The sequence below is a fragment of the Mediterraneibacter agrestimuris genome, from assembly GCF_943193195.1.
In the GTDB taxonomy this organism is placed as follows: Bacteria; Bacillota; Clostridia; order Lachnospirales; family Lachnospiraceae; genus Schaedlerella; species Schaedlerella agrestimuris.
The window spans coordinates 143,986-167,001 of the sequence record NZ_CALPDG010000002.1 but is presented as its reverse complement, the minus strand read 5'-3'; the positions used below and the strand labels follow the sequence as shown (position 1 = coordinate 167,001).

Annotated in this window: 21 protein-coding genes; 19 read left to right on the top strand and 2 right to left on the bottom strand. The window is 42.7% G+C overall.

Annotated elements, in window-relative coordinates:
- Positions 1-2: 2 nt before the first annotated feature.
- The 6 genes from NFS18_RS02085 (at position 3) to NFS18_RS02060 (ending at position 7,145) form a co-directional block, all read left to right on the top strand.
- The gene (locus NFS18_RS02085; protein WP_251387199.1) at positions 3-2,402 is read left to right on the top strand and encodes a U32 family peptidase; all 2,400 of its coding nucleotides are present in this window, start codon (positions 3-5) and stop codon (positions 2,400-2,402) included.
- Positions 2,403-2,427: 25 nt separating this feature from the next.
- A complete protein-coding gene (locus NFS18_RS02080) occupies positions 2,428-3,882 on the top strand; it encodes an FtsW/RodA/SpoVE family cell cycle protein (protein WP_251387197.1) in 1,455 nt (484 codons plus the stop codon).
- 37 nt (positions 3,883-3,919) lie between these two features.
- Complete coding sequence (locus NFS18_RS02075) at positions 3,920-5,275, top strand: peptidoglycan D,D-transpeptidase FtsI family protein (RefSeq protein WP_251387357.1); 1,356 nt, start codon at positions 3,920-3,922, stop codon at positions 5,273-5,275.
- Positions 5,276-5,459: 184 nt separating this feature from the next.
- A complete protein-coding gene (locus NFS18_RS02070) occupies positions 5,460-5,804 on the top strand; it encodes a hypothetical protein (protein ID WP_251387195.1) in 345 nt (114 codons plus the stop codon).
- A gap of 3 nt (positions 5,805-5,807) precedes the next feature.
- Positions 5,808-6,746 (top strand): DUF2953 domain-containing protein, encoded by a 939-nt coding sequence (locus NFS18_RS02065; protein ID WP_251387193.1) that lies wholly within the window; start codon positions 5,808-5,810, stop codon positions 6,744-6,746.
- Between the two features lie 15 nt (positions 6,747-6,761).
- Positions 6,762-7,145 (top strand): GerW family sporulation protein, encoded by a 384-nt coding sequence (locus NFS18_RS02060; RefSeq protein ID WP_251387191.1) that lies wholly within the window; start codon positions 6,762-6,764, stop codon positions 7,143-7,145.
- Positions 7,146-7,555: 410 nt separating this feature from the next.
- Here NFS18_RS02060 and rpmB read toward each other — a convergent pair whose 3' ends face one another.
- The gene (gene rpmB / locus NFS18_RS02055; RefSeq protein ID WP_251387355.1) at positions 7,556-7,741 is read right to left on the bottom strand and encodes a 50S ribosomal protein L28; all 186 of its coding nucleotides are present in this window, start codon (positions 7,739-7,741) and stop codon (positions 7,556-7,558) included.
- 275 nt (positions 7,742-8,016) lie between these two features.
- On the opposite strand from rpmB, the gene NFS18_RS02050 reads away from it, so the two are divergent.
- From NFS18_RS02050 to NFS18_RS02020, 7 genes are all read left to right on the top strand, one after another.
- Entirely contained in the window at positions 8,017-8,376 is a 360-nt protein-coding gene (locus NFS18_RS02050) for an Asp23/Gls24 family envelope stress response protein (RefSeq protein WP_251387353.1), read from the top strand.
- A gap of 14 nt (positions 8,377-8,390) precedes the next feature.
- The gene (locus tag NFS18_RS02045; protein ID WP_251387182.1) at positions 8,391-10,049 is read left to right on the top strand and encodes a DAK2 domain-containing protein; all 1,659 of its coding nucleotides are present in this window, start codon (positions 8,391-8,393) and stop codon (positions 10,047-10,049) included.
- Between the two features lie 178 nt (positions 10,050-10,227).
- A complete protein-coding gene (recG, locus tag NFS18_RS02040; RefSeq protein ID WP_251387180.1) occupies positions 10,228-12,288 on the top strand; it encodes an ATP-dependent DNA helicase RecG in 2,061 nt (686 codons plus the stop codon).
- Positions 12,289-12,492: 204 nt separating this feature from the next.
- Positions 12,493-12,699: an alpha/beta-type small acid-soluble spore protein gene (locus tag NFS18_RS02035; protein ID WP_009242677.1), complete on the top strand. Its 207-nt coding sequence runs from the start codon at positions 12,493-12,495 to the stop codon at positions 12,697-12,699.
- A 123-nt stretch (positions 12,700-12,822) separates the two neighbouring features.
- Positions 12,823-13,392 carry a 16S rRNA (guanine(966)-N(2))-methyltransferase RsmD gene (gene rsmD / locus NFS18_RS02030; protein ID WP_251387178.1) on the top strand — a complete coding sequence of 190 codons (570 nt, stop codon included), beginning with the start codon at positions 12,823-12,825 and terminating at the stop codon, positions 13,390-13,392.
- A complete protein-coding gene (coaD, locus tag NFS18_RS02025; protein WP_251387168.1) occupies positions 13,386-13,880 on the top strand; it encodes a pantetheine-phosphate adenylyltransferase in 495 nt (164 codons plus the stop codon). The genes rsmD and coaD overlap by 7 nt, the downstream gene beginning before the upstream one ends.
- The gene (locus tag NFS18_RS02020) at positions 13,880-14,464 is read left to right on the top strand and encodes an ATP synthase subunit B family protein (protein ID WP_251387158.1); all 585 of its coding nucleotides are present in this window, start codon (positions 13,880-13,882) and stop codon (positions 14,462-14,464) included. The genes coaD and NFS18_RS02020 overlap by 1 nt, the downstream gene beginning before the upstream one ends.
- A 17-nt stretch (positions 14,465-14,481) precedes the next feature.
- Here the strand turns inward: NFS18_RS02020 and NFS18_RS02015 are convergent, their stop codons facing one another.
- Positions 14,482-15,432 carry a transporter gene (locus tag NFS18_RS02015; RefSeq protein ID WP_251387156.1) on the bottom strand — a complete coding sequence of 317 codons (951 nt, stop codon included), beginning with the start codon at positions 15,430-15,432 and terminating at the stop codon, positions 14,482-14,484.
- A gap of 286 nt (positions 15,433-15,718) precedes the next feature.
- Here NFS18_RS02015 and NFS18_RS02010 point away from each other — a divergent pair, with 286 nt between their 5' ends.
- The 6 genes from NFS18_RS02010 (at position 15,719) to NFS18_RS01985 (ending at position 23,013) form a co-directional block, all read left to right on the top strand.
- Entirely contained in the window at positions 15,719-17,161 is a 1,443-nt protein-coding gene (locus NFS18_RS02010) for an aminoacyl-histidine dipeptidase (RefSeq protein WP_251387154.1), read from the top strand.
- A gap of 51 nt (positions 17,162-17,212) precedes the next feature.
- Complete coding sequence (locus tag NFS18_RS02005; protein ID WP_251387152.1) at positions 17,213-18,055, top strand: M23 family metallopeptidase; 843 nt, start codon at positions 17,213-17,215, stop codon at positions 18,053-18,055.
- A gap of 46 nt (positions 18,056-18,101) precedes the next feature.
- Positions 18,102-19,493 carry an RsmF rRNA methyltransferase first C-terminal domain-containing protein gene (locus tag NFS18_RS02000; protein ID WP_251387351.1) on the top strand — a complete coding sequence of 464 codons (1,392 nt, stop codon included), beginning with the start codon at positions 18,102-18,104 and terminating at the stop codon, positions 19,491-19,493.
- A 186-nt stretch (positions 19,494-19,679) separates the two neighbouring features.
- On the top strand, positions 19,680-20,387 hold the full coding sequence (locus NFS18_RS01995) for a pseudouridine synthase (RefSeq protein WP_251387150.1): 708 nt from the start codon (positions 19,680-19,682) through the stop codon (positions 20,385-20,387).
- Positions 20,381-21,028, top strand: coding sequence for an HAD family hydrolase (locus tag NFS18_RS01990; RefSeq protein WP_251387148.1), 648 nt, complete (start codon positions 20,381-20,383; stop codon positions 21,026-21,028). Before NFS18_RS01995 ends, NFS18_RS01990 begins: the two co-directional genes overlap by 7 nt.
- Positions 21,029-21,051: 23 nt before the next feature.
- Entirely contained in the window at positions 21,052-23,013 is a 1,962-nt protein-coding gene (locus NFS18_RS01985) for a YgiQ family radical SAM protein (RefSeq protein ID WP_251387146.1), read from the top strand.
- The last annotated feature ends 3 nt before the right edge of the window (positions 23,014-23,016 follow it).

The window sequence follows — 23,016 nt, the reverse complement described above, 5'->3', positions numbered from 1 at the left end:
AAATGATTTATAAAGAGGGCAAGGGTCAAAAGGTGGAAATACTTGCGCCGGCTGGAAACTATGAAAGTTTTCGGGCAGCGATCGCAGCAGGGGCGGATGCAGTGTATGCAGGCGGTCCTTGTTTTGGTGCAAGAGCCTATGCAGAGAATTTTACAGAAGAAAAACTGCTTCAGGCGATTGATTATGCACATCTGCATGAACGCAGATTTTATCTGACTGTGAATACGTTACTGAAAGATTCAGAAATGGACGGACTTTACGGCTATCTTGAGCCTTTGTATATGGGAGGACTGGATGCAGTTATCGTACAGGATATGGGAGTATTCGATTATGTCAGGACACATTTTCCGAAGATGGATATTCATGTGAGCACACAGATGACAGTAACGGCTGCTGAAGGAGCGAAGTTCTTACAAGAAGAAGGAGCAGTGCGCATTGTTCCAGCGAGAGAACTGTCGCTGGAAGAGATCCGGCAAATGAAAAATCTGACCGGAATGGAAATAGAATGCTTTGTACATGGAGCGCTTTGTTATTGTTATTCCGGTCAGTGCCTGATGAGTAGTCTGATCGGAGGACGCAGCGGCAACAGAGGTCAGTGTGCTCAGCCGTGCCGTCTGCCTTATACGGTAAACGGAGAGAAAAAATACTGGTTAAGTCCGAAGGATATCTGTACACTGGAATTGATACCGGATCTGGTTGAAGCGGGGATAGATTCTTTTAAGATTGAAGGCAGAATGAAACGTCCGGAATATGTTGCCGGAGTTACCGCCATGTACCGAAAGTACGCAGATTTATATTTACAAAAAGGCCGGAAGGGTTTTGCTGTCAGTGAAACGGACAAAGAAGCTCTGATGGATCTATATAACAGGGGAGGTTTTAGTAAAGGATATTATACCCAGCACAACGGCAGAAATATGATGAGTATACAGCGTCCTAACCATGCCGGGGTCGCTGCTGTATCGGTGATTTCCCAAAAGGGAAGGGAAGTAGCCGGAAAGGCGCTGACAGGGATTGGTAAAGGAGATGTGTTAGAACTTGGAAACAGGCAGGAGAACTATACGTTTGGCAAAGAATATGAAAAAGGTTCGGCTGTGATGTTTCTTGCACCGAAAGGACAGCGATTTGAAAAAGGAAGAATCCTATACCGGACTAAAAATGAGAAACTGCTAAATGATCTGGAAGGAGCGTATGTGTTTGGAAAAATAAAAGAAAAAATTTATGGGATCTTAACACTTACTGCTGGCAAACCTGTTACACTGATAGTGGGGCTTGGAGAGATTACGGTAGAGGTGTGCTCGGAACAGGCGGCAGAAGAGGCAGCGAAAAGTCCTCTTGATGAAGAACGTATCCGCAGGCAGATATTAAAGACAGGCAATACAGAATTTGAATTTGAACAGTTGGAGATTCAGATAAAAGGAAATGTCTTTTTCCCCATGCAGCAGTTAAATGAGCTGCGTAGACTGGGATTAGATGCATTAGAAAAAGCAGTGTGTAAAAGCAGACACAGAGACAGGCCGCAGGAAAGCAAAGCAGAAATACAGAGTCCTAAGTCTGACTATGAAAGTATGCAGTATTGTAAAATAAAATTGTGTGTTCTCGTAGAAACGGCGGAGCAGTTAAAGGCAGTTTTTGAATTTCCCGAAGCCAGTCGTGTTTATGTGGACAGTGCGATGAACGGAAATCTGTCAGAATGTACAGAAGTGCTTGAACTGTGTCAGGAAATACGCAGACAGGGGCGGGAGTTATTTCTTGCCATGCCGCATATTTTCCGGGGCAAGACGGAGGAATTGTTTTTAAAGCAGTATGCACAGATTCTGAACAAGGAGTTTGACGGCGTGCTTGTGCGTAATCTGGAAACACTTTGTTTTTTGAAAAAGTGTGCATTTGACAGAACTGTGATTTTGGACCATAATCTATATGTATTTAATCGTTATGCAAAGAATTTTTGGAGACATTACGGCATAGAAGAATTTACGTGTCCATTGGAAATGAACAGCCGGGAAATGAAACATCTGGGAGCTAAGGAAAGTGAGCTGATCATCTATGGGTATCCTCCGGTCATGGTATCGGCGCAGTGTGTGACAAATACCGTTTACGGATGTAATAAAAAGGAAGAACTTGTCATTATGACAGACCGTTTGAATAATTCTTTTACAGTACAAAACCGCTGCCGGGAATGTTACAATGTGATTTATAATCCAATACCTATATATCTGCTGGATCAGTATGAAGAAATCCGGGCATTGGGATGTGATTCGGTTCGGCTGCAGTTTTCAAAGGAAAATAAAAAAGAAACGGAACAGATTCTTCAGGAATATAACTGTACATTTATGGAAGACCTTATATCGGAGCAATTACCGGATAAATATACAAGGGGACATTTCAGGCGGGGGATCTTGTAAGTGAAAATATAAAGCAGGTGGAAATGTGGTTAATATTATTGTAGAGATTTCTAAATATCTCATTATTATATTGATGGCAGTTTATACCTTCTCATGTTTTTCAATATTTACAAAGGAATATGAGGAGGAAGAACGGTCCATATTGGCGCGTCAGGATATTGTAATGTTTTTGATGCAATTTCTTGCGTACCTGGTAATGTATCTGAAAACAGGAGAATTGAAAATGCTTTTTTTCTACGCAGCACAGGTTGTTTTACTGCTTGCGGTGATTCTGCTGTATTCTGTGATTTATCCGACAGTGTCAAAGTTGATCGTCAACAATATGTGCATGTTGATCAGCGTCGGATTGATCATGATTACACGGCTTTCCTATGACAATGCCGTGAAACAGTTTGTATTTGCGGCTGTGGGTGGGATAATCGGTCTGGTTGTTCCTGTGATCATCCGCAAAATGAAGGTACTGGTAGACATGACATATATATATGCAGGCGTGGGGCTTGCGGCGCTGGCGCTTGTTGCGGTGTTTGCTGCAACCTCAGGCGGAGCGAAGCTGGGATTTACTATTGCGGGAATCGGAATCCAGCCTTCAGAGTTTGTGAAAATCCTTTTTGTATTTTTTGTGGCCTCCAGTCTTAAGAAATCTGTGGATTTTAGAACTGTAGTGATCACAACGGCGATTGCAGCTGCACACGTATTGGTTCTTGTATTGTCCACAGACCTTGGCGCTGCATTGATTATGTTTGTTGTGTATCTGGTTATGCTCTATGTTGCAACACAGCAGCCGTTGTATGCAATTACAGGTCTGGGTGCGGGAAGCGCTGCGGCAGTTGTGGGTTATCATTTATTTGCACATATTAAGGTGCGTGTGGCAGCATGGCAGGATCCTTTTGCAACATACAGTGATGGCGGATATCAGGTTGCGCAATCATTATTTGCAATCGGAACCGGAAGCTGGTTCGGTATGGGACTGTGTCAGGGGAGTCCGGATTTAATTCCGGTGGCAGAGACAGACTTCATTTTTTCTGCAATCGCAGAGGAGCTTGGATTGATTTTTGCGCTTTGTCTTATATTGATTTGTGTCAGCTGCTATGTGATGTTTTTAAATATTGCGATGGAAATCCGCAATCGTTTTTATAAACTGATTGCACTTGGACTTGGAACCTGCTATGTTTTCCAGGTGTTTTTGACTATCGGCGGTGTGACGAAATTTATTCCATCTACAGGTGTGACGCTGCCTCTTGTAAGCTACGGCGGAAGTTCCATGCTTAGTACGATGATTATGTTCGGTATCATTCAGGGACTTTACATCATCCGAGAAGATGAAGAAGAGATTATCGAAAAGAGAAGAGAGAGAGCGATTAGAAATGAAGCGGCGAGAAGAGAAAGTAAAAAATCAAGACAGACAAAGGCGCAGCCGGGACAAAAGAACGGAAAACAAAAGCCGCGGTTCGAGGAAGTCCCTAAACAAAGAGTTCGCTAGAATCACATACTTTTTTGTGCTGCTCTTTGTAGCGTTGATGGGATATCTGGTTTATTTTAATGTTGTGCGGGCGAAAGAAATTGTCAACAGTCCGTACAATGAACGTCAAAATAATTTTGCAGAGAGGGTTGTACGTGGAAATATTACAGACCGAAACGGAAATATACTGGCGGAGACTCAGCTTGCAGAAGATGGAAGTGAGTACCGTGTGTATCCATATGGAGATATATTTGCACATGTAGTTGGTTACAGCGATACAGATTATGGTAAAGCAGGACTGGAATCGATGGAAAACTTTGATCTGCTGACATCCAATGCCTTTTTCCTTGAAAAACTGCGAAATGAATTCCAGGATGTAAAGGATATGGGAGATACGGTTGTCACTACACTGGATGCAGATTTACAGCAGACAGCGTACAATGCGCTGGGCGCCAACAAAGGGGCAATTGTTGTGATGGAAGCTTCTACCGGAAAAATACTTGTTATGTTGTCAAAACCGTCCTATGATCCAAATCAGATTGCGGTGCAGTGGGAATATTTGAATGGGGATGCAGAAAACAGTCCGCTTTTGAACCGGGCGACACAAGGAGCATACGCGCCGGGTTCCACGTTCAAAGTGGTAACAGCGTTGGAATTTATGCGGGAACACAGCGATTATGCAAATTATACCTATGACTGCTATGGGGAAATCACTCAGGATGGAACCACGATCCGCTGCTTTGACAACACGGTGCATGGCTTTCAGGATTTGAAAGGTTCTGTTGTCACTTCCTGTAATGCGTCTTTTTCTAATATCGGACTGACTCTGAATCGGACAGCTTACCGGAAGACTGCAGAGGAGCTCTTGTTTAACAAAAAACTCCCATGTTCACTGGATTATACGAAGCCATCTTTTGCAGTGAATGAAAATACAAGCGATGCAGAAATGATGATGACGGCAATGGGCCAGGGAAATACAATGACAAATCCGTACCATATGGCGCTGATCACTGCATCTATTGCAAACGGCGGTACATTAATGGAGCCGTATCTGGTGGAAAAGGTGACAAACTATACAGGGACAGAAATCAGCAAAAATGTGCCGAAAAGCTATAAGCGTCTGATGGCGTCGGAGGAAGCGGCACAGTTAAAAGAATATATGGCTGCTGTTGTAAATGAAGGAACCGGGATGCTTCTTTCAGGTCAGTCCTATTCTGCCGCAGGTAAAACAGGAACAGCAGAGTACAGTATGGTGGATGGAGAGAAGACACACTCTTGGTATATGGGATTTACTAATGTGGATAATCCGGAGCTGGTAATCAGTGTGATTGTTGAAGGATCTGACGGACAGGACGGCGCTAAGGCGGTTCCGATCGCCAAACAGGTACTTGATGCATATTATTACGGCGGCTGATAGTTACTGCTCACTCCCGTTCACGGCAATGTGCAAAAATCCATGCAAAATCGCCTTTGACGATGGATTATTGTCTATAGTGATAGGTTTTCTTACGATCAGCACAGAAAATGCACAGATCTGAGTGAACAGTAATGTTAATGATACTAAATTTTATGAAATTATGATAATTAGGGTGGCAGAAATGCGGATAAAGTGTTACAGTAATTTATATGTAAGTGAATTGTTAAAGAAGCGGAAGAATAAAGTGCTGATGGGGCTGATGGGAAGAAAGCCCCAGCCGGGGGTTACGGTTATCACACTGGCGTCGGGTGAACAGAACCATCTGGAATTCTTTTCTGCTCTTGTGCTGCAGCAGCATTTCTATGATGAAAAGGATTTGTTTGTAGTCGGTCTTGCAGAAGGATATGAGGATGCAGCGGAACTGATCGGACAAATTGTGCAGGAAGTCCTTGATAAAACCAAAGGCACGGACGTTCGCAGTTATATATTGAAAGAGCAGACAAATTTTGAAGAAAGCAGAGCATAAAATATGTTGCATATCATCTTAGCGGTTTTGAGAATTATAGGCTGGATATTATTGGCGGTACTTGGACTCGTGGTATTGCTTTCTTGTATTGTACTTTTTACGCCGCTTCGTTACGAAATCAAAGCAAAATGTGACGGTGATCTGGACTCTTTGGATGGAAGGGTGAAGTTTTCATATTTTCTGCATCTGATAAGCGGCAGTATACGATATGCAGATAAAAGGCTGGTCTGGAAGCTTCGGATTGCGTGGAAGAAACTGAGCAGTGAAGAAGATGCAGCAGAAGCAGTAAAAGAGGCAGCGGATGAAGCTGGAGATGTTTTGGAAGCTGGTCTGGAAAGTGTAGATGAAGCTGTAGATGAAGCAGTGAAGCATTCTGCAGAAGAAAAGTACGGTAAGCCAGCGGAAATCCTGGATATGAAGACAAATGCTGCAGGCGGCATAACGGATCAAAACCGGAATATCTCTCATTTGAAATCTGAAAATGTAACAGAAACTATCAAAGAAGAAAATGCTCCGCAGGAGAAAGTTTCATGTAAATTTGAATCTATTTGTGATAAAATAAAAGAACTGATAAGAAAAAAAGATATTGTCATGGATTTTCTCACGAATGAGATTCACAAAGCGGCATTTGTAAAAGTAATTTCTGAAATAAAACGGCTGTTGAGAAAGCTGATACCGAAGCGGATAAATGGAAATCTGGAATTTGGCTTTGAGGATCCATCGCTGACAGGCAAGGTGTTGGCGGGATTAAGCATATTGTATCCTTATACAGCGGATTATGTGCATGTGACTCCGCAATTTGAGGATAAGGTTTTAAAAGGCGATATATATGTGAAAGGAAGTGTGGCGGCAAGGCTGTTTGTTTCTGTGGGAATGCGTCTGCTGCTGAATAGGAATATTAGAACAACAATAAAACATGCAAAAAGATTCAGATTAGATTAACAAGGAGGAAGAGCTATGTCTGACAACAATATTAGAAATACGGTAGAATCCCTTTTGAGTGGAATGGACGGACTGATTTCGTCTAAAACAGTTGTGGGGGACGCAATTCAGGTGAAGGATACGACAATCATTCCTCTGGTAGATGTATCTTTTGGTATCGGGGCAGGTTCTGCACTAGGAGACAAGAAGGGCAAAGGAATGGGAGGCATGAGCGGAAAAGTGACTCCAAGTTCTGTACTGGTCATCAAAGACGGCGCAGTCCGTCTGGTCAATATTAAGAATCAGGATACGATTACGAAAATTCTGGACATGGCGCCGGAGATTCTGGATCGCTTTACAACAAGGAAAGAAGATAAGATGACAGAAGAGGATGTAGCTGATATCCTTGATGAAGCGTAATGAGTCTTATAACAGGACAGTGTAAAAAACCAGGCAGAATTAATCGATGGAAGTATCAACTCCTGTTTTTGTGCATAGAGTATTAGTAGTATTATGTACAATGACAGGAGTTTTTTGATGAAACGTTTGATTGGATTTGCTTTTATATGTATGGCTATAGGAATGTTCATAATTCTTTTAATGCCTACAACCTCTTTACTGCGCTTTTTTATTTTTATCGGTTGCCTGGTTACAGGATATTTTCTTTTTTGTAAGTAAACGTAAGAGTTCAGTCTTCCGCCAGCACTGTTGCGAGGAGACATTACGGGAATTCTCTGTATTTAAAAAAGACTTAAACCCTACTGGATTTAAGCCTTTTTATTCCGTGTCATCAAAGTATTACATTTGAAAAAATCGATGTCTGTTATATATTAGGCACGCTCAACACGTCCGGACTTCAGACAGGAAGTACATACGTACATCTTCTTAGAACCGCCTTCAGTTTTCACACGAACAGACTTTACGTTTGATTTCCACATTTTTGGTGATTTTCTATGAGAGTGACTTACACTATTACCGAAATGAGCACCCTTTTCACAAATAGCACATTTAGCCATCATTGCACCTCCTAACAATATGAAATAGTCTCACGGACTCACAACACTAATTATCTTAGCAGAAAGAATCTGTGATTGCAAGTCTTTTTTTGAAATAAAACATAGTAATATAATAAAAACATACTTAAAACCGATGAGAAATTCATTTTATGGATTCACATAACCTGGAAAACGTGGTAAAATGTTTCTGGTTATCTTGTAATGAGGAACGAAAAAGCGTATAATAAAATTGTTATTTATGCAAAAATCCAATTAAGAACTGGAGGTAATATATGATGAAAGGTAGTATGAGCACGGATCTGGGCATTATAACGATCAATCCGGAAGTAATTGCAAAATATGCAGGCTCTGTAGCAGTAGAATGTTTCGGCATTGTGGGAATGGCGGCTGTCAGTGTAAAGGACGGCATGGCAAGACTGTTGAAAAAAGAAAGTCTGACGCATGGAATTCAGTTGGATATTTCCGATGACAATCACATCACATTAAGTTTTCATGTGATTGTTTCTTATGGGGTAAATATTCTTTCCGTTTCCGACAACCTTATTAGTAATGTAAAATATAAGGTTGAGGAGTTTACCGGAATGACGGTAGAAAAGATTAACATCTTTGTTGAAGGTGTTCGAGTGATTGATTAAGGAGGATACTTGTCGTGGCAACTAATACGATAAATGCAGAACTGCTCATGAAGATGTTTCTTGCGGGAGCGGCAAATCTGGAAGCAAAGAAGGAATTTATCAATGAATTAAATGTATTCCCCGTACCAGACGGTGATACAGGAACAAATATGACACTGACGATTATGTCGGCAGCAGCGGAAGTAAGTGCACTGGAGCAAAAAGATATGGTCTCTGTTTCAAAAGCAATTTCTTCCGGTTCTCTGCGTGGTGCAAGAGGAAATTCAGGAGTTATCCTTTCCCAGCTTCTGCGTGGTTTTACAAAGGAAATCCGCGAGCATAAAGAGATTAATGTACAGGTTCTGGCAACTGCCTGTGAGCGTGCGACAACAACTGCATATAAGGCAGTTATGAAGCCGAAGGAAGGCACAATTCTGACAGTAGCAAAGGGAATTTCTGAAAAAGCGAGGGAGCTTTCTGAGATAACAGAAGATTTGGAAGAATTTATCCCGGCTGTGATCGAAGAAGCAAAGGCTGTTCTTGCCAGGACACCGGACATGCTTCCGGTTTTGAAGGAGGCAGGTGTTGTGGATTCAGGCGGACAGGGGCTTTTAGAAGTGCTGAACGGCGCTTATGACGCGTTTCTTGGAAAAGAAATTGACTACAGTGCAATCGGGGCAGGCTCCGGTACCACAATGGTAAAACCAGGTACGCAGGCTGAGGCGGATATTAAGTTTGGGTACTGTACTGAATTTATTATTATGCTTGATAAAGAATTTACAGTGAAAGACGAGACAGAATTCAAGGCTTATCTGGAGTCGATCGGAGATTCTATTGTATGTGTGGCAGATGATGATATTGTAAAGATTCATGTGCATACTAATGATCCGGGGCTGGCGATCCAGAAGGCGCTTACTTTCGGTCAGCTATCCAGAATGAAGATTGACAATATGCGTGAGGAACATCAGGAGAAGCTGATCCGTGAGGCTGAAAAGCTTGCAAAGGAGCAGCAGAAAGCGAAAAAGGAGCCCAGAAAATCTGTTGGCTTTATTGCAGTTTCCATTGGTTCCGGTATGAATACCATCTTTAAAGAGCTTGGTGTGGATTATATTATCGAAGGCGGACAGACGATGAACCCGAGCACGGAGGATATGCTGACTGCAATCGATAATGTAAATGCAGATCACATTTTCATTTTTCCTAATAACAAGAATATTATTCTTGCGGCAAATCAGGCGCAGTCTTTGACGGATGACAAAGATATCATTGTTATTCCGACGAAGACGGTTCCACAGGGAATTACAGCGATTATTAATTATATGCCCGAAGAAGACGTGGATACGAATGAAGAAACAATGCTGGAAGAAATCAAGAATGTGAAAACAGGACAGATTACTTATGCAGTACGCGACACTCACATTGATGATAAGGAAATCCATGAAGGCGATATTATGGGAATCGGTGATGCAGGAATCCTTTCCGTAGGTCAGTCTGTAGGAGAAACTGCCAAAGAGATGCTTGCACTTATGGCTGACGAGGACACAGAACTGATCAGCCTGTATTATGGAGAAGACATCCAAGAAGAAGAAGCGGAAAAGTTCGCAGAGGAAGTTGCAGAATTGTATCCGGATGCGGACGTGGATCTGCAGCTTGGAGGACAGCCGATTTATTATTATGTAATATCTGTAGAATAAACAGGCGGAACAGTAAGGTGTAACAGTTTAGCATAGGACTTTGCATTTACTGCAAAGTCCCTAAAAACGTGTGATGAAGAAAGCGAATCATCCCTTGAAAGATAAGGAGATTCGCTTTCAGTTTTTATTTGATAAAATGGGCATTTGTATATGATATATGTGAGTAGTGGGGTAAACTATGAATGAACGTACAAAAATCAGTGAGTTAAAAGGAATTGGAGAAAAAACAGAAAAGATTTTTCAGAAAGCCGGAATTTCTACAATAGGAGAATTATTTCACTATTATCCCCGTGGCTATGAGGTGTATGAAGAGCCCGTGACTGTCACTGAAGCAGTGGAAGGACAAACAGTAACGGTAACTGGAGCGATTTATGGGAAAGTGAAGGTGGGAGGTAATCCGCGTATGCAGATTACAACCTTGTATGTCAAGGATCTTACAGGAACGTTGAAGGTAATCTGGTTTTGCATGCCTTTTTTGCGTAATACGCTGGCAAAGGGCGGTGTGATCACATTGCGTGGGCGTATGGTACAGAAAAAAGACGGTCTGGTCATGGAGCATCCTGAGATTTTTTATCCCAGCTCTAAATATGAAGAAAAAAGAAACTCTTTGCAGCCTGTATATCCGCTGACCGCAGGATTGACAAATAATATGGTGGTGAAAGCTGTAAAGCAGGCGTTTTCGTCCTGTTCTATGGAAAACGGAATACTGCCAGGACATTTACAGGCAGATTATCATTTTCTCCCTTATAAACAGGCTCTGCTGGGAGTCCATTTTCCAGAGAAAAAAGAAGAATTTTATGAGGCACGAAGAAGGCTCGTATTTGAGGAGTTCTTACTTTTTATTCTTTCATTGCGAAAACTGAAGGTGAGAGAGGATAAAGTGCTCAATCATTGCTGCTTTCGGGAGCAGCCGGAAATTGCAAGATTTCTGGAGGCGCTGCCATATGAACTGACCAATGCGCAGAAAAATGTCTGGCGGGAGATTCAGCAAGATATGTCAGGGATCCATGTAATGTCCAGACTGGTACAGGGAGATGTGGGATCAGGGAAAACAATCGTCGCTTTGTTGGGAATGATATATGCCGGACTGAATGGATATCAGGCGGCGATTATGGCTCCCACGGAAGTACTTGCCAGACAGCACTATGAGAATATCAGCAGAATGCTTACAGAATATGGGATTGATTTAAATACAGAGCTTCTTACCGGCTCTATGACAGCAAAAGAAAAGCGGTTAGCTTATGAACGGATCGCATCAGGAGAAGTACAGTTAGTTGTAGGAACCCATGCGCTGATTCAGGAAAAGGTACAGTATCAGAATCTGGCGCTTGTTGTGACTGATGAACAGCACCGCTTCGGCGTGCATCAACGGGAAACTCTTGCTATGAAAGGACTTTATCCGCATATTCTGGTAATGAGCGCGACACCAATTCCAAGAACATTGGCAATCATTCTTTATGGGGATCTGGATATTTCAGTGATTAATGAAGTGCCGAAGAACCGGCTTCCGATTAAGAATTGTGTAGTAGATACAGGATATCGCAACACTGCTTATCATTTTATGAAAAAGCAGATTGCCGGGGGCAGACAGTGTTATGTGATTTGTCCGATGGTGGAAGAAAGTGAAAGTCTGGAAGTGGAAAATGTTACAGACTATACAGAGTCGCTCCAGGAGATAATGGGTGCGGAAATAAAGGTACAGTGTCTGCATGGAAAAATGAAACAGATGCAAAAGGATGAGATTATGGAAGCATTCAGTAGAAATGAAATCCAGATTCTTGTTTCTACGACAGTTATCGAAGTGGGGATTGATGTGCCGAATGCTACGGTGATGCTGATTGAAAATGCAGAACGCTTTGGGCTTGCACAGCTTCATCAGCTGCGCGGCCGTGTAGGAAGAGGAAAATATCAGTCCTATTGCATCTTTATGAGTGCCTCCAGATCAAAAGAAACAAAGGAACGTCTGGAAATATTGAATAAATCCAATGATGGATTTTATATAGCAAGTGAAGACTTGCGTCTGCGCGGACCGGGAGATTTGTTTGGAATCCGGCAGAGCGGCAGTCTGGATTTTAAACTGGCAGATGTATTTCAGGATTCGGAAGTATTAAAGCAGGCAAGTGATGCTGCGGATGAAATTCTTGCAGATGACCCGGAGCTTCTTAAAACGGAACATCGGTTTTTAAAAACTGCTCTGGAACATACATTATCTGATATGGATCTGGAAAAAACGTTATAAAATTATGAATTAAAAAAGCCAGTAATTTCCAGAGTAAAAGAACATTTCTTTCATATACTATCAGTGTAACATAATAAACCGAAAGCAGATGTGTGATAACCGGCTGCATAGAAGCGGCAGATTACATACAAATGCAGCCGGGGAATTTGTTACAACACAAGAAAACAGTGAATACTGTTAAAATGCAAAAGGAGGAAATGCAAAATGGCAAATCGTTCATCAAACCGCGCAGCCGTACCTGAGGCAAAGGGCGCACTGGACAAATTCAAATACGAGGTAGCAAGTGAGTTGGGAGTACCGCTTACAGATGGCTACAACGGAGACCTGACATCCAAACAGAATGGTTCTGTTGGCGGATATATGGTTAAGAAGATGATTGAACAGCAGGAGAAACAGATGGCTGGTAAGTAAGCCAATTGTTTTTTCTAAGATTCAAAACTCAGAAAAAGACACTTGGGAATTGACCCAGGTGTCTTTTTCTGCTAAAATTTTTGATTATGGACAGTAGATTAAATAAATAAGGTGAGGCATTTTATGAGAGTAATTGCGGGAAGTGCAAAAAGATTACAATTGAAAACACTGGACGGATTGGATACGAGACCGACTACAGACAGGATTAAAGAAACACTGTTTAATATGATCGCTCCTTCCATCTTCGGAAGTATGTTTTTGGACTTGTTCAGCGGAAGCGGCGGTATTGGTATTGAAGCTTTGAGCCGCGGGGCAAAGGAAGCCGTTTTCGTGGAGAAGAATCCAAAGGCGATGGAGTGTGTAAGAGAGAATCTAAAATATACAAAGCTATCTCATAAAGCGGTCACGCTGACGAAGGATGTACTGACGGCATTATACCAGCTGGAAGGTGAGAAGAGCTTCGATTTTATTTTTATGGATCCGCCCTATAATCAGGAACTTGAAAAGAAGGTATTGGAGTATCTGTCGGGTTCCGGACTAGTATATGAGGATACGGTTATGATTGTGGAAGCGGCAAAGGAAACCGATTTTTCTTATCTGCCGGATCTTGGCTTCTATATGATAAAGGAAAAGTTATATAAGACAAATAAGCATATTTTTATCGGAAAAGAAGGGAAAGAAGAGATATGTTAAGAGCAATTTATCCGGGCAGTTTCGATCCGGTTACGTATGGTCACATGGATATTATCAAACGGGCATCGGCAATTACCGATGAATTAATTGTCGGAGTATTAAATAATAATGCAAAAATGCCGTTGTTTTCTGTAGAGGAACGTGTTAAAATGTTAAAAGAAGTGGCTAGTAGTCTGACAAATGTGGAGATTGTTCCATTTGATGGATTATTAGTTGATTTTGCGAGACAGATGAATGCAGCATTTATTGTCAGAGGACTTCGGGCAATTACCGACTTTGAATATGAGCTTCAGATGTCTCAGACAAATCATAAGCTGGAGCCAAAAGTGGAAACTATCTTCCTGACAACTAATATTGAATATTCTTATTTGAGTTCCACTACAGTGAAAGAAATCGCGGCTTTCGGGGGAGATATCTCTCAATTTGTGCCGGAAGCGGTTATAAGGAAATTAACAGAAAAGATGAATTTAAAAGGAGAGTGTGACTAATGAGCAGTCGTATTGAACAGATTATTGAAGAAATCGAAGAGTATATCGACAGAGACTGTAAGTATCAGCCGCTGTCGACAACAAAGATTATTGTAAATAAAGAGCATTTGGATGAATTATTAAGAGAGCTTCGGATGAAGACACCGGATGAGATTAAGAGATACCAGAAGATCATCAGTAATCGTGACGCAATTCTGGCTGATGCCCAGGCAAAAGCGGATGCATTGCTGGAAGAGGCTCAGGTACAGACAAATGAACTGGTAAGTGAGCACGAGATCATGCAGCAGGCTTATGCCCAGGCAAATGAGATCGTGACACAGGCAACTGCCCAGGCACAGGAAATTCTGGACAATGCAACACTGGATGCCAATGCAATCCGTACAGGAGCGATCCAGTATACAGATGATCTGCTGGCAAATGCTGAAAGTATCATCGGACATACACTGGACAGCTATACAACCAAGTATGACGGACTGATCAATTCTTTACAGGAGTGTTATGATGTTGTTCGTACAAACCGTGCTGAGCTGGAGATTCCGACAGAGAATACGGGAGCATATGTACAGGAAGATGGAATGGCATAATTACCGGTTCACTTTTTCTAAAAAAATAGTAAATACAGAGTACCTAGTATACTGGCAGTCAAAGCAGCTGCCAGTTTTTCTTTTATATAAGGCAGTATCGGCAAACCTGCCTTTTGCACCATGCACTGTGTCTGGGCGACAGAACATAAACCGCCGAAGGCAGTCAGCCCTAAGATCAGCGGATAGGACAGAGTGACAGGCAGGGGAGAAACAGCAAGCATAACAATTCCATTTGTAACTTCCAGAAATGGAAGAACATAGGAAAGTCCCGGTAGGTTAAATGGCAGACTTTGAAACAGAGTTAAAATAACGGAAAAGAGCATAATATATCCGCCGACTTTTATAAGGGTCTCAAAGCTGTTCATAATAGAGCTGTCAATTTCACGGAAATGAAAGCTCTGCCTGGAAACAGACATCTGGCAGGCGGAAGCGCCGGATGACGCTGAGAAAGAATGCTTGTGCTTCAGATATTTTTTTCTTGTAAAAAAACTGACGATAACAGGAGAAAGCATCAGGATACACAAAGTAGGAAGCATCAGGCGCTCATCCTGCAATGTTTTCCAGACAAGAAAATTGAGGATGAAGACAGGGCTTGTGTTATTGCAGAATGACAGCAGATATTGACCTTCTTCCCGGGAAATGTAACCGGATACGGTTAAATCCGCGGCAGTTTTAGCTCCCATTGGATAGCCGCATAAGAATCCTGTGAGTACTGCAAAGCTGCCGTTTTGTGATACTTTGAAGATACGGGAAAGAATTCCCCCGAAGGCAGAAGAGATATACCGGATACTTCCTGTTGCCAGAAGCAGATTGGTCACAAGTAAAAAGGGAAACAGGGTTGGCAGAATGATCTGAAACCATAGAAGAAGCCCTTCGCTTGCCCCGGTAAACACAGCTTTTGGGCAGATGAGCATAATTAAAAATAAGCATACAATTCCGAAACCAGGATGCAGCTGATACGTTTTCATAATACCGATATACCTCCCGTGTATTTGTAACAGTTCAGCCTTCTGGCTGCACTGTTACTGAATCCGCCCTATTTTAAATTCACCTTCGGTGAAAGGGCGGATTCTATTCTCCATCACGCATTCTTACGGACTTTGCAGCAAGTGCTAAGTCCTGCGCTGAACTGTTACGTGTATTTATTAAAGATATATGAAATAGGTTGATTTTTTATGTACATTGTGACAAAATATACAGTGGTGCTGTTTTATTTTTAGCAGATATATGAAAAATGAAAGGAGCTGTAAGATTATGGCAGTTTTTGAAAATATTGAACCAAAAAAAGTATTTCATTTTTTTGAAGAAATCAGTCGCATTCCGAGAGGAACCTATAACACAAAGGAGATCAGTGACTACTGTGTGAATTTTGCAAAAGAGCGCGGACTTTTTGTGATTCAGGATGAGTGGAATAATGTAATCATCAAGAAGCCGGGAACAGCCGGATATGAGATGAGTGAACCGGTGATCTTGCAGGGACATTTAGATATGGTCTGTGAGAAGACAGCGGATTCCGGTCATGATTTTATGAAGGATCCTATTGAAATCTATGTGGAAGACGGATGGGTAAAGGCAAGGGATACCACATTAGGAGCAGACAACGGAATTGCAGTAGCAATGGCACTGACAATTTTGGACAGTAAGGATATTCCTCATCCGCCGCTTGAAGTTATCTTTACAATTGACGAAGAAGTAGGAATGACCGGCGCCCTGAATATTGATCTGTCCCAGCTTAAGGGAACAATGCTTATGAATCTGGACTCTGAGGAGGAAGATGTTTTGATCGCAGGATGTGCAGGTGGTTTTCGTTTTGTATGTTCTCTTCCGATTGAAAAGACTTCTGCAAACGGGGTAAAAATGGAACTGGAAATCTGCGGGTTAAGAGGCGGACATTCTGGAGTAGAGATTCACCAGCAGCGGGGCAATGCCAATAAGCTGGCAGGCCGTCTTCTCTATCATCTGACAAGACAGATAAAGATCGCCCTTATAGAGATAAATGGCGGAAGCAAGGACAATGTCATTACATCTGCAAATAAATCTGTGATTGTAGCAGAGGATGCAAAAGCAGTTGAAGAGACAGCTGCAAAGCTGTTGGCAAAATGGCGGGATGAATTCGGTAAGGATGAGCCTGACCTGGATATCAAGGTTCATGTTCTGGAGGAAGGTTCTTTTGAGGCTATGTCCGATACGTCTATGAAGAAAGTACTGCAGTTTATCGTAAATTGTCCGAATGGCGTAGATGAGTACAGCCGTCATCTTGCAGGTATGGTTGGGACATCTGACAATCTTGGAGTGATTACAACAGAAAAAGAACGTGTGGATTTTATCGTTCTGACAAGAAGCGGTATCGCTTCTAAGATTGATGAATTTAAAGAGCGTTTCATGTGTCTGGCAGAATCACTGGGAGGCACTTACGAGTTTAACTCAGAATACCCGGCATGGACTTTCAATGCAGAGTCCAGAATCCGGGAGATTGCACTAGATGCATTTGAACATGTATATGGAAAGCGTCCGGAGGTAACAGAGATACATGCAGGTCTGGAGTGTGGGCTGCTGAGTGGCAAGAAACCAGAGCTGGACTGTATTTCTTTCGGTCCTAATATGATGGACGTACATTCTTTTAATGAACGTCTGGAAATTGCTTCTGCGGCAAAAATCTGGGAAGCATTAAAAGAAATTTTAAAACGGTGTAAATAAGACATTCCCCGGTTCATATACTTTAGAAATGTGAACCGGGGATTCAAATTGATGTATAAAAAAATATCACGGCAGCTGATTGCTGTATTCCTTGCAGCAATATTTATTTCTATCGGACTTCATGAAATACGGGCACTGAGCCGTTACAGTCTGTTAAATAAAACAATTGTGGAAACATCAGAATTCCGAAGTCAACCAGTGGCGCAGGAGATGACAGAATTTGTGCAGCAGCAGGAAGAACCAGGAGAGCTTCTAGGTATATACTGGCTGGAAACAAATTTTGGACAGCAGAGATGGCGGGGAAATTACTCAAAAGAGATATTTTACAGCAGAAAGCAGAAATGGTGTAAGAAAAAAGAATGGCAGATGTATGCAAATGCCTGCCGGGCTGTTTGGGATGACCTGAAATATTTTCCGGTTCCGGAACCGGAAGGCAGAATCAGTGCAAAGGTGAGTTTTGTAGATTCATGGATGTATGAACGCAATTATGGCGGAAAACGGGGACATGAAGGATGTGACATCATGGCAGAGAAGAATATCCGCGGATTCTATCCCGTTGTCAGTATGACTGATGGTGTCGTACTGCATAAGGGGTGGCTTGAGCAGGGCGGTTACCGTATTGGGATCACTGCGCCCGGAGGTGCATATTTTTATTATGCACATTTGGATTCTTATGCTGGTCTGAATGTAGGAGATACCGTGAAGGCAGGAGATCTGCTGGGATTTATGGGAGATACGGGATACAGCAGGATAGAAGGAACAACGGGGAATTTTCCAGTGCATTTGCATTTAGGAATCTATCTGACGGATACGGGAGAGGAGATCAGCGTAAATCCTTATCCGGTGCTGAAATACCTGGAATCCCGGAAACTGAAATGTATATATAATGAATAAGTGATCAACAGATGACAAAGGTGTTATTCGATGAAAGAGGAAGATGATGAATTTACCAATTGCTTTTGAAGAAAAAATGAAAGCACTTCTTGGAGAGGAATATGAAGACTACCTCCGTTGCTATGAAGAACCGAGGCATTATGGTCTGCGTGTGAATACAAAGAAGATTTCTGTTGAAGAATTTTTAAAAATCGCGCCCTGGCCTCTGGAACCCGTTCCGTGGATTCCAAACGGATTCTACTATGACGGCAGTGTGTACCAGCCTGCGAAGCACCCCTATTATTTTGCGGGATTGTATTATCTGCAGGAGCCAAGCGCTATGACACCTGCCAGCAGACTTCCTGTAGAACCGGGAGATAAGGTACTGGATGTGTGCGCGGCGCCGGGCGGCAAGGCAACTGAACTGGGGGCAAAGCTTGGCGGTAAAGGCGTGCTGATCGCCAATGATATCAGCAATTCCAGAGCCAGAGGGCTACTGAAGAATCTGGAACTCTTCGGCATCGGCAATATGATGGTGGTCAGTGAAGAGCCGGGAAAACTGATAGAGTTCTTCCCGGAGTATTTTGATAAAATACTGATTGATGCGCCATGTTCCGGGGAAGGAATGTTCCGTAAGGAAAAGAAGATGGTGAAAGCGTGGGAAGAGCACGGACCGGAATTTTTCTCTAAGCTGCAGCGCAGTATTATCACACAGGCTGCGGCAATGTTAAAACCTGGAGGAATGCTTTTGTATTCCACCTGTACCTTTGATTCTCTTGAAAATGAGCAGACAGTCGAATATTTACTGGAGCAGTTTCCAGAATTTGAAATTTGCGAGATGGAAGGTTATGAAGGTTTCTCCAAGGGAAGACCAAAAGAAACTAAGACAGGCATGCAGGAGATGGATAAAACAGTCCGTATTTTTCCGCATCGCATGCGGGGAGAAGGACATTATCTGGCATTACTGAAAAAGGAAGATGCGGAACATTCCACAGAAACTGTCATTGATGTAAAGGCATCAAAACCGATAAAAAGGGCGCCGGAAGAGTTGGAAGAATTTTTTCATGATCTGACGTGGAAGATAGATCTTTGCCGTCTTGATATCCGCGATGAGCGTGTCTACTATATGCCGGAAGGACTGCCGGAATTAAAAGGCGTCCGGTTCCTGCGTTCCGGGCTTTTGCTGGGAGAATTAAAAAAGAAACGGTTTGAGCCAAGTCAGGCGCTGGCAATGTGTCTTGGCAAAGAGACATACAAAAAGATATTAAGTTTGTCAGTGGAAGATGACCGCGTGATCAAGTATTTAAAAGGTGAGACACTGGATGTAGATGACCTGACCGGAAGGAAGGACAAGGGATGGTATCTGGTCTGCGTGGATGGATATCCTCTGGGATTTGGAAAACTTGCGAACCAGACGCTGAAGAATAAATATCTGCCCGGCTGGCGCTGGCAGTCATAAACAGAACTGTCTGGCGTGTAAAAGGGTTACTTTTCACACCTACGGTGCTCAAAGCAACGAATCCGGTCTATTTAAAGTTGCCTTACGGCAAGAGACCGGATTCCAGCCCCGATACTGTACTGGTCCGGGCCGTGCAGCGTAGTGCCTGGCCCGGGTGTGAAAAGTAACGTAAAAGGAGCATATTTTATGAAGCTAAGATTAGACAAATATCTGACAGAAATGGGGCAGGGAACCAGAAGTGAAGTAAAAAAGGCAGTTGGGAAAGGGCTTGTGCAGGTTAATGGCGTCATCATAAAAAAACCGGAGTTTAAACTGGAGACAGAGACAGATGAAGTTCTGTATCAGGGGAATCCGGTGTTTTATGCAAAATACGAATACTATATGCTGAATAAACCAGCGGGAGTTATTTCTGCGTCTGAGGATTCAAGAGAAACAACGGTTGTGGATTTGATCACAAGGAAGCAGCGGCAGGATTTATTTCCTGTGGGAAGACTTGATAAGGACACCGAAGGACTTCTTTTGATTACCAATGACGGGGCGCTGGCTCATCGGCTCCTGTCACCCAAAAAGCATGTGGACAAGACTTATTATGCAAGAATTGACGGAAAGGTTACACAGGAAGACGCGGAGGCATTTGCAGAGGGAATAGACATTGGAGATGAGAAGCTAACGATGCCGGCAATGCTTGTGATCTTACAGAGCAGATGTCAATCTGAAGTTGAGCTGACTATCCGTGAAGGACGTTTCCATCAGATAAAACGGATGTTTCATGCCCGTGGCAAGGAAGTTGTATATTTGAAACGTCTGCGTATGGGAAGTCTTGTGCTGGATGAGAAACTAAAAACCGGAGAATACAGAGAACTGACAAAGAAAGAGATTGAAGAGTTATGCTGACAGGAAAAAAAGCAGTTATTTTTGATATGGACGGCTCACTGGTAGATTCCATGTGGCTGTGGCCTGAAGTAGATGATATTTATATGAAAAAATATAACCTGACGATGCCGGAAAATTTTCACAAGGAGATTGAAGGGATGAGTTTCACGGAAACTGCCCAGTATTTTCTGGACACCTTCCCACAGCTTACTTGTACTGTTGAAGATGTGAAACAAGAGTGGCAGGAAATGACTATGGAACTATACTGTACAAAGGTGCCGTTAAAACCTGGAGCTGGTGAATTTTTACAGCGGATGAAACAGGTGGGAATCCGTATGGGAATTGCCACCAGTAATGCAAGAGAATTGGCAGAGGCGGTACTGGACGCGTTACACATCCGGGATTATTTTGATACAGTGAGGACTTCCTGCGAGGTGAAGAGGGGAAAGCCTGCGCCGGATGTATATCTGAAGGCGGCGGAAGATTTACAGGTGGAACCGTCGGAATGTCTTGTATTTGAAGATATCCCAAGCGGAATTATGGCGGGAAAGAATGCCGGAATGACAGTCTGTGCTGTGGAAGATGAATTTTCCAGACCGCAGGAAGAGGAAAAACGCGCTCTTGCTGATTATTACATCTGTCATTATTCCGAAGTTGTTTAAGAATGAAATAATTGGAGAGAAAGATGAAACAAGATTTTTTGCCCGTTTGCAGGGAGGATATGGAAAAACGTGGATGGAATCAGGTGGATTTCGTTTATGTGATCGGAGATGCTTATGTGGATCATCCCTCTTTTGGGCATGCCATTATCAGCCGACTGTTAGAATCACGCGGATATCAAGTGGGAATCATTTCCCAACCGGACTGGAAAGATAAAAGCAGTGTGACAGTGTACGGCGAACCGAGACTGGGATTTCTCGTTAGTGCGGGTAATATGGACTCTATGGTCAATCATTATTCAGTATCCAAAAAACACCGAAAAAATGATGCCTACACCCCTGGAGGTGTGATGGGAAAGCGTCCCGATTATGCGGCTGTTGTCTATGGTAATCTGATTCGCCAGACTTACAAACAGGTCCCTGTGATCTTGGGAGGAATTGAGGCCAGTCTGCGCCGTATGGCACATTATGACTACTGGTCCAATAAAATAAAACGCTCCATATTACTGGATTCCGGAGCAGATATCATTTCCTACGGAATGGGAGAACATTCTATTTTGGAGATTGCGGAAGCGCTGGATGCGGGAATAGCTGTTTCAGATATTACTTATATCGACGGAACCGTAGTAAAGGTAAAGGACAGAGAAGCTGTTTACGATGCAATAGAATTGCCGTCTTTTGAGGAAATAAAAAAAGATAAACGAAAATATGCAGAGAGTTTTTATACCCAGTACTGCAACACAGATCCGTTTTCAGGAAAACGGATGGCAGAAAGTTATTCGGAGCATTTGTATGTGGTACAAAATCCGCCTGCAAAACCATTGACAACAATGGAAATGGATGATATCTATGCATTACCCTATATGCGGACGTTTCATCCGTCTTATAAAAAGTCAGGCGGTGTTCCGGCAATAGCGGAAATCAAATTCAGTCTGACAAGCAGCAGAGGATGTTTTGGCGGTTGCAACTTCTGTGCCCTGACCTTTCATCAGGGGCGGATCGTACAGTCAAGAAGCCATGAATCTCTGATAAGGGAAGCAGAAGGAATGACAAATGAAAAGGATTTCAAGGGATTTATTCACGATGTAGGAGGACCAACTGCAAACTTTCGTCAACCCTCCTGCAAAAAGCAGCTGGAAAAGGGTGTCTGCACGGCAAAGCAATGCTTATTCCCAAAACCTTGCAGAAATCTGAATGCAGACCATAGTGACTATGTGCGGCTGCTTAAGAAATTACGGGAGCTTCCGAAAGTCAAAAAGGTCTTTATCCGTTCAGGAATCCGGTTTGATTATCTGCTGGCTGAGAATGACTCTGTTTTCCTGAGAGATTTGTGTACTTATCATGTCAGCGGTCAGCTCAAAGTAGCGCCCGAGCATGTGTCTGATGTGGTTCTGGAAAAGATGGGAAAACCGGAAAACCGAGTATATGAAACATTTGTAAAACAGTTTTTTAAAATGACGGAAAAAATTGGGAAGGAACAGTATCTGGTTCCTTATCTGATGTCTTCCCACCCTGGTTCTACTTTAAAGGAAGCAGCGGAACTGGCGGAATATTGCCGGGATATGGGATATATGCCGGAACAGGTGCAGGACTTTTATCCGACCCCGTCTACTATTTCTACCTGTATGTACTATACAGGTTTAGATCCGAGGACAATGACCGAGGTGTATGTGCCGAAGAATCCTCATGAAAAAGCAATGCAGCGTGCTCTCATTCAATATCGTAATCCGGCAAATTACGAACTGGTAAAGGAAGCCCTTCTCAAAGCAGGACGCAGGGACTTGATCGGATTTGATGAAAAGTGCCTGATTCATCCGCGGCAGTTTGTAAGTGAGAAACGTGCGGTACAGGAGAAAGGGAAAAAGAAGACAAACAAAAAGATTCCTGTGCCGCAGAATAAAAACAGAAAAAATGTTAAAAATCAGAGCATGAAGAGTAGTTCAAAAAAACAGATGATCAACAATTGTAATAATAAAAAAAGAAGGTGAAAA

Bases quoted from the DNA above. Each gene is read 5' to 3' on its own strand.
- NFS18_RS02050 (WP_251387353.1), top strand. From the start codon at position 8,017: ATGAAAGGTAGTATGAGCACGGATCTGGGCATTATAACGATCAATCCG.
- NFS18_RS02065 (WP_251387193.1), top strand. From the start codon at position 5,808: ATGTTGCATATCATCTTAGCGGTTTTGAGAATTATAGGCTGGATATTA.
- NFS18_RS02000 (WP_251387351.1), top strand. From the start codon at position 18,102: ATGAATTTACCAATTGCTTTTGAAGAAAAAATGAAAGCACTTCTTGGA.
- NFS18_RS02020 (WP_251387158.1), top strand. From the start codon at position 13,880: ATGAGCAGTCGTATTGAACAGATTATTGAAGAAATCGAAGAGTATATC.
- coaD (WP_251387168.1), top strand. From the start codon at position 13,386: ATGTTAAGAGCAATTTATCCGGGCAGTTTCGATCCGGTTACGTATGGT.
- NFS18_RS02015 (WP_251387156.1), bottom strand. From the start codon at position 15,432: ATGAAAACGTATCAGCTGCATCCTGGTTTCGGAATTGTATGCTTATTT.
- NFS18_RS01985 (WP_251387146.1), top strand. From the start codon at position 21,052: ATGAAACAAGATTTTTTGCCCGTTTGCAGGGAGGATATGGAAAAACGT.
- NFS18_RS02005 (WP_251387152.1), top strand. From the start codon at position 17,213: ATGTATAAAAAAATATCACGGCAGCTGATTGCTGTATTCCTTGCAGCA.
- recG (WP_251387180.1), top strand. From the start codon at position 10,228: ATGAATGAACGTACAAAAATCAGTGAGTTAAAAGGAATTGGAGAAAAA.
- rpmB (WP_251387355.1), bottom strand. From the start codon at position 7,741: ATGGCTAAATGTGCTATTTGTGAAAAGGGTGCTCATTTCGGTAATAGT.
- NFS18_RS02060 (WP_251387191.1), top strand. From the start codon at position 6,762: ATGTCTGACAACAATATTAGAAATACGGTAGAATCCCTTTTGAGTGGA.
- rsmD (WP_251387178.1), top strand. From the start codon at position 12,823: ATGAGAGTAATTGCGGGAAGTGCAAAAAGATTACAATTGAAAACACTG.
- NFS18_RS02035 (WP_009242677.1), top strand. From the start codon at position 12,493: ATGGCAAATCGTTCATCAAACCGCGCAGCCGTACCTGAGGCAAAGGGC.
- NFS18_RS01995 (WP_251387150.1), top strand. From the start codon at position 19,680: ATGAAGCTAAGATTAGACAAATATCTGACAGAAATGGGGCAGGGAACC.
- NFS18_RS02085 (WP_251387199.1), top strand. From the start codon at position 3: ATGATTTATAAAGAGGGCAAGGGTCAAAAGGTGGAAATACTTGCGCCG.
- NFS18_RS02010 (WP_251387154.1), top strand. From the start codon at position 15,719: ATGGCAGTTTTTGAAAATATTGAACCAAAAAAAGTATTTCATTTTTTT.
- NFS18_RS02070 (WP_251387195.1), top strand. From the start codon at position 5,460: ATGCGGATAAAGTGTTACAGTAATTTATATGTAAGTGAATTGTTAAAG.
- NFS18_RS02075 (WP_251387357.1), top strand. From the start codon at position 3,920: ATGGGATATCTGGTTTATTTTAATGTTGTGCGGGCGAAAGAAATTGTC.
- NFS18_RS01990 (WP_251387148.1), top strand. From the start codon at position 20,381: ATGCTGACAGGAAAAAAAGCAGTTATTTTTGATATGGACGGCTCACTG.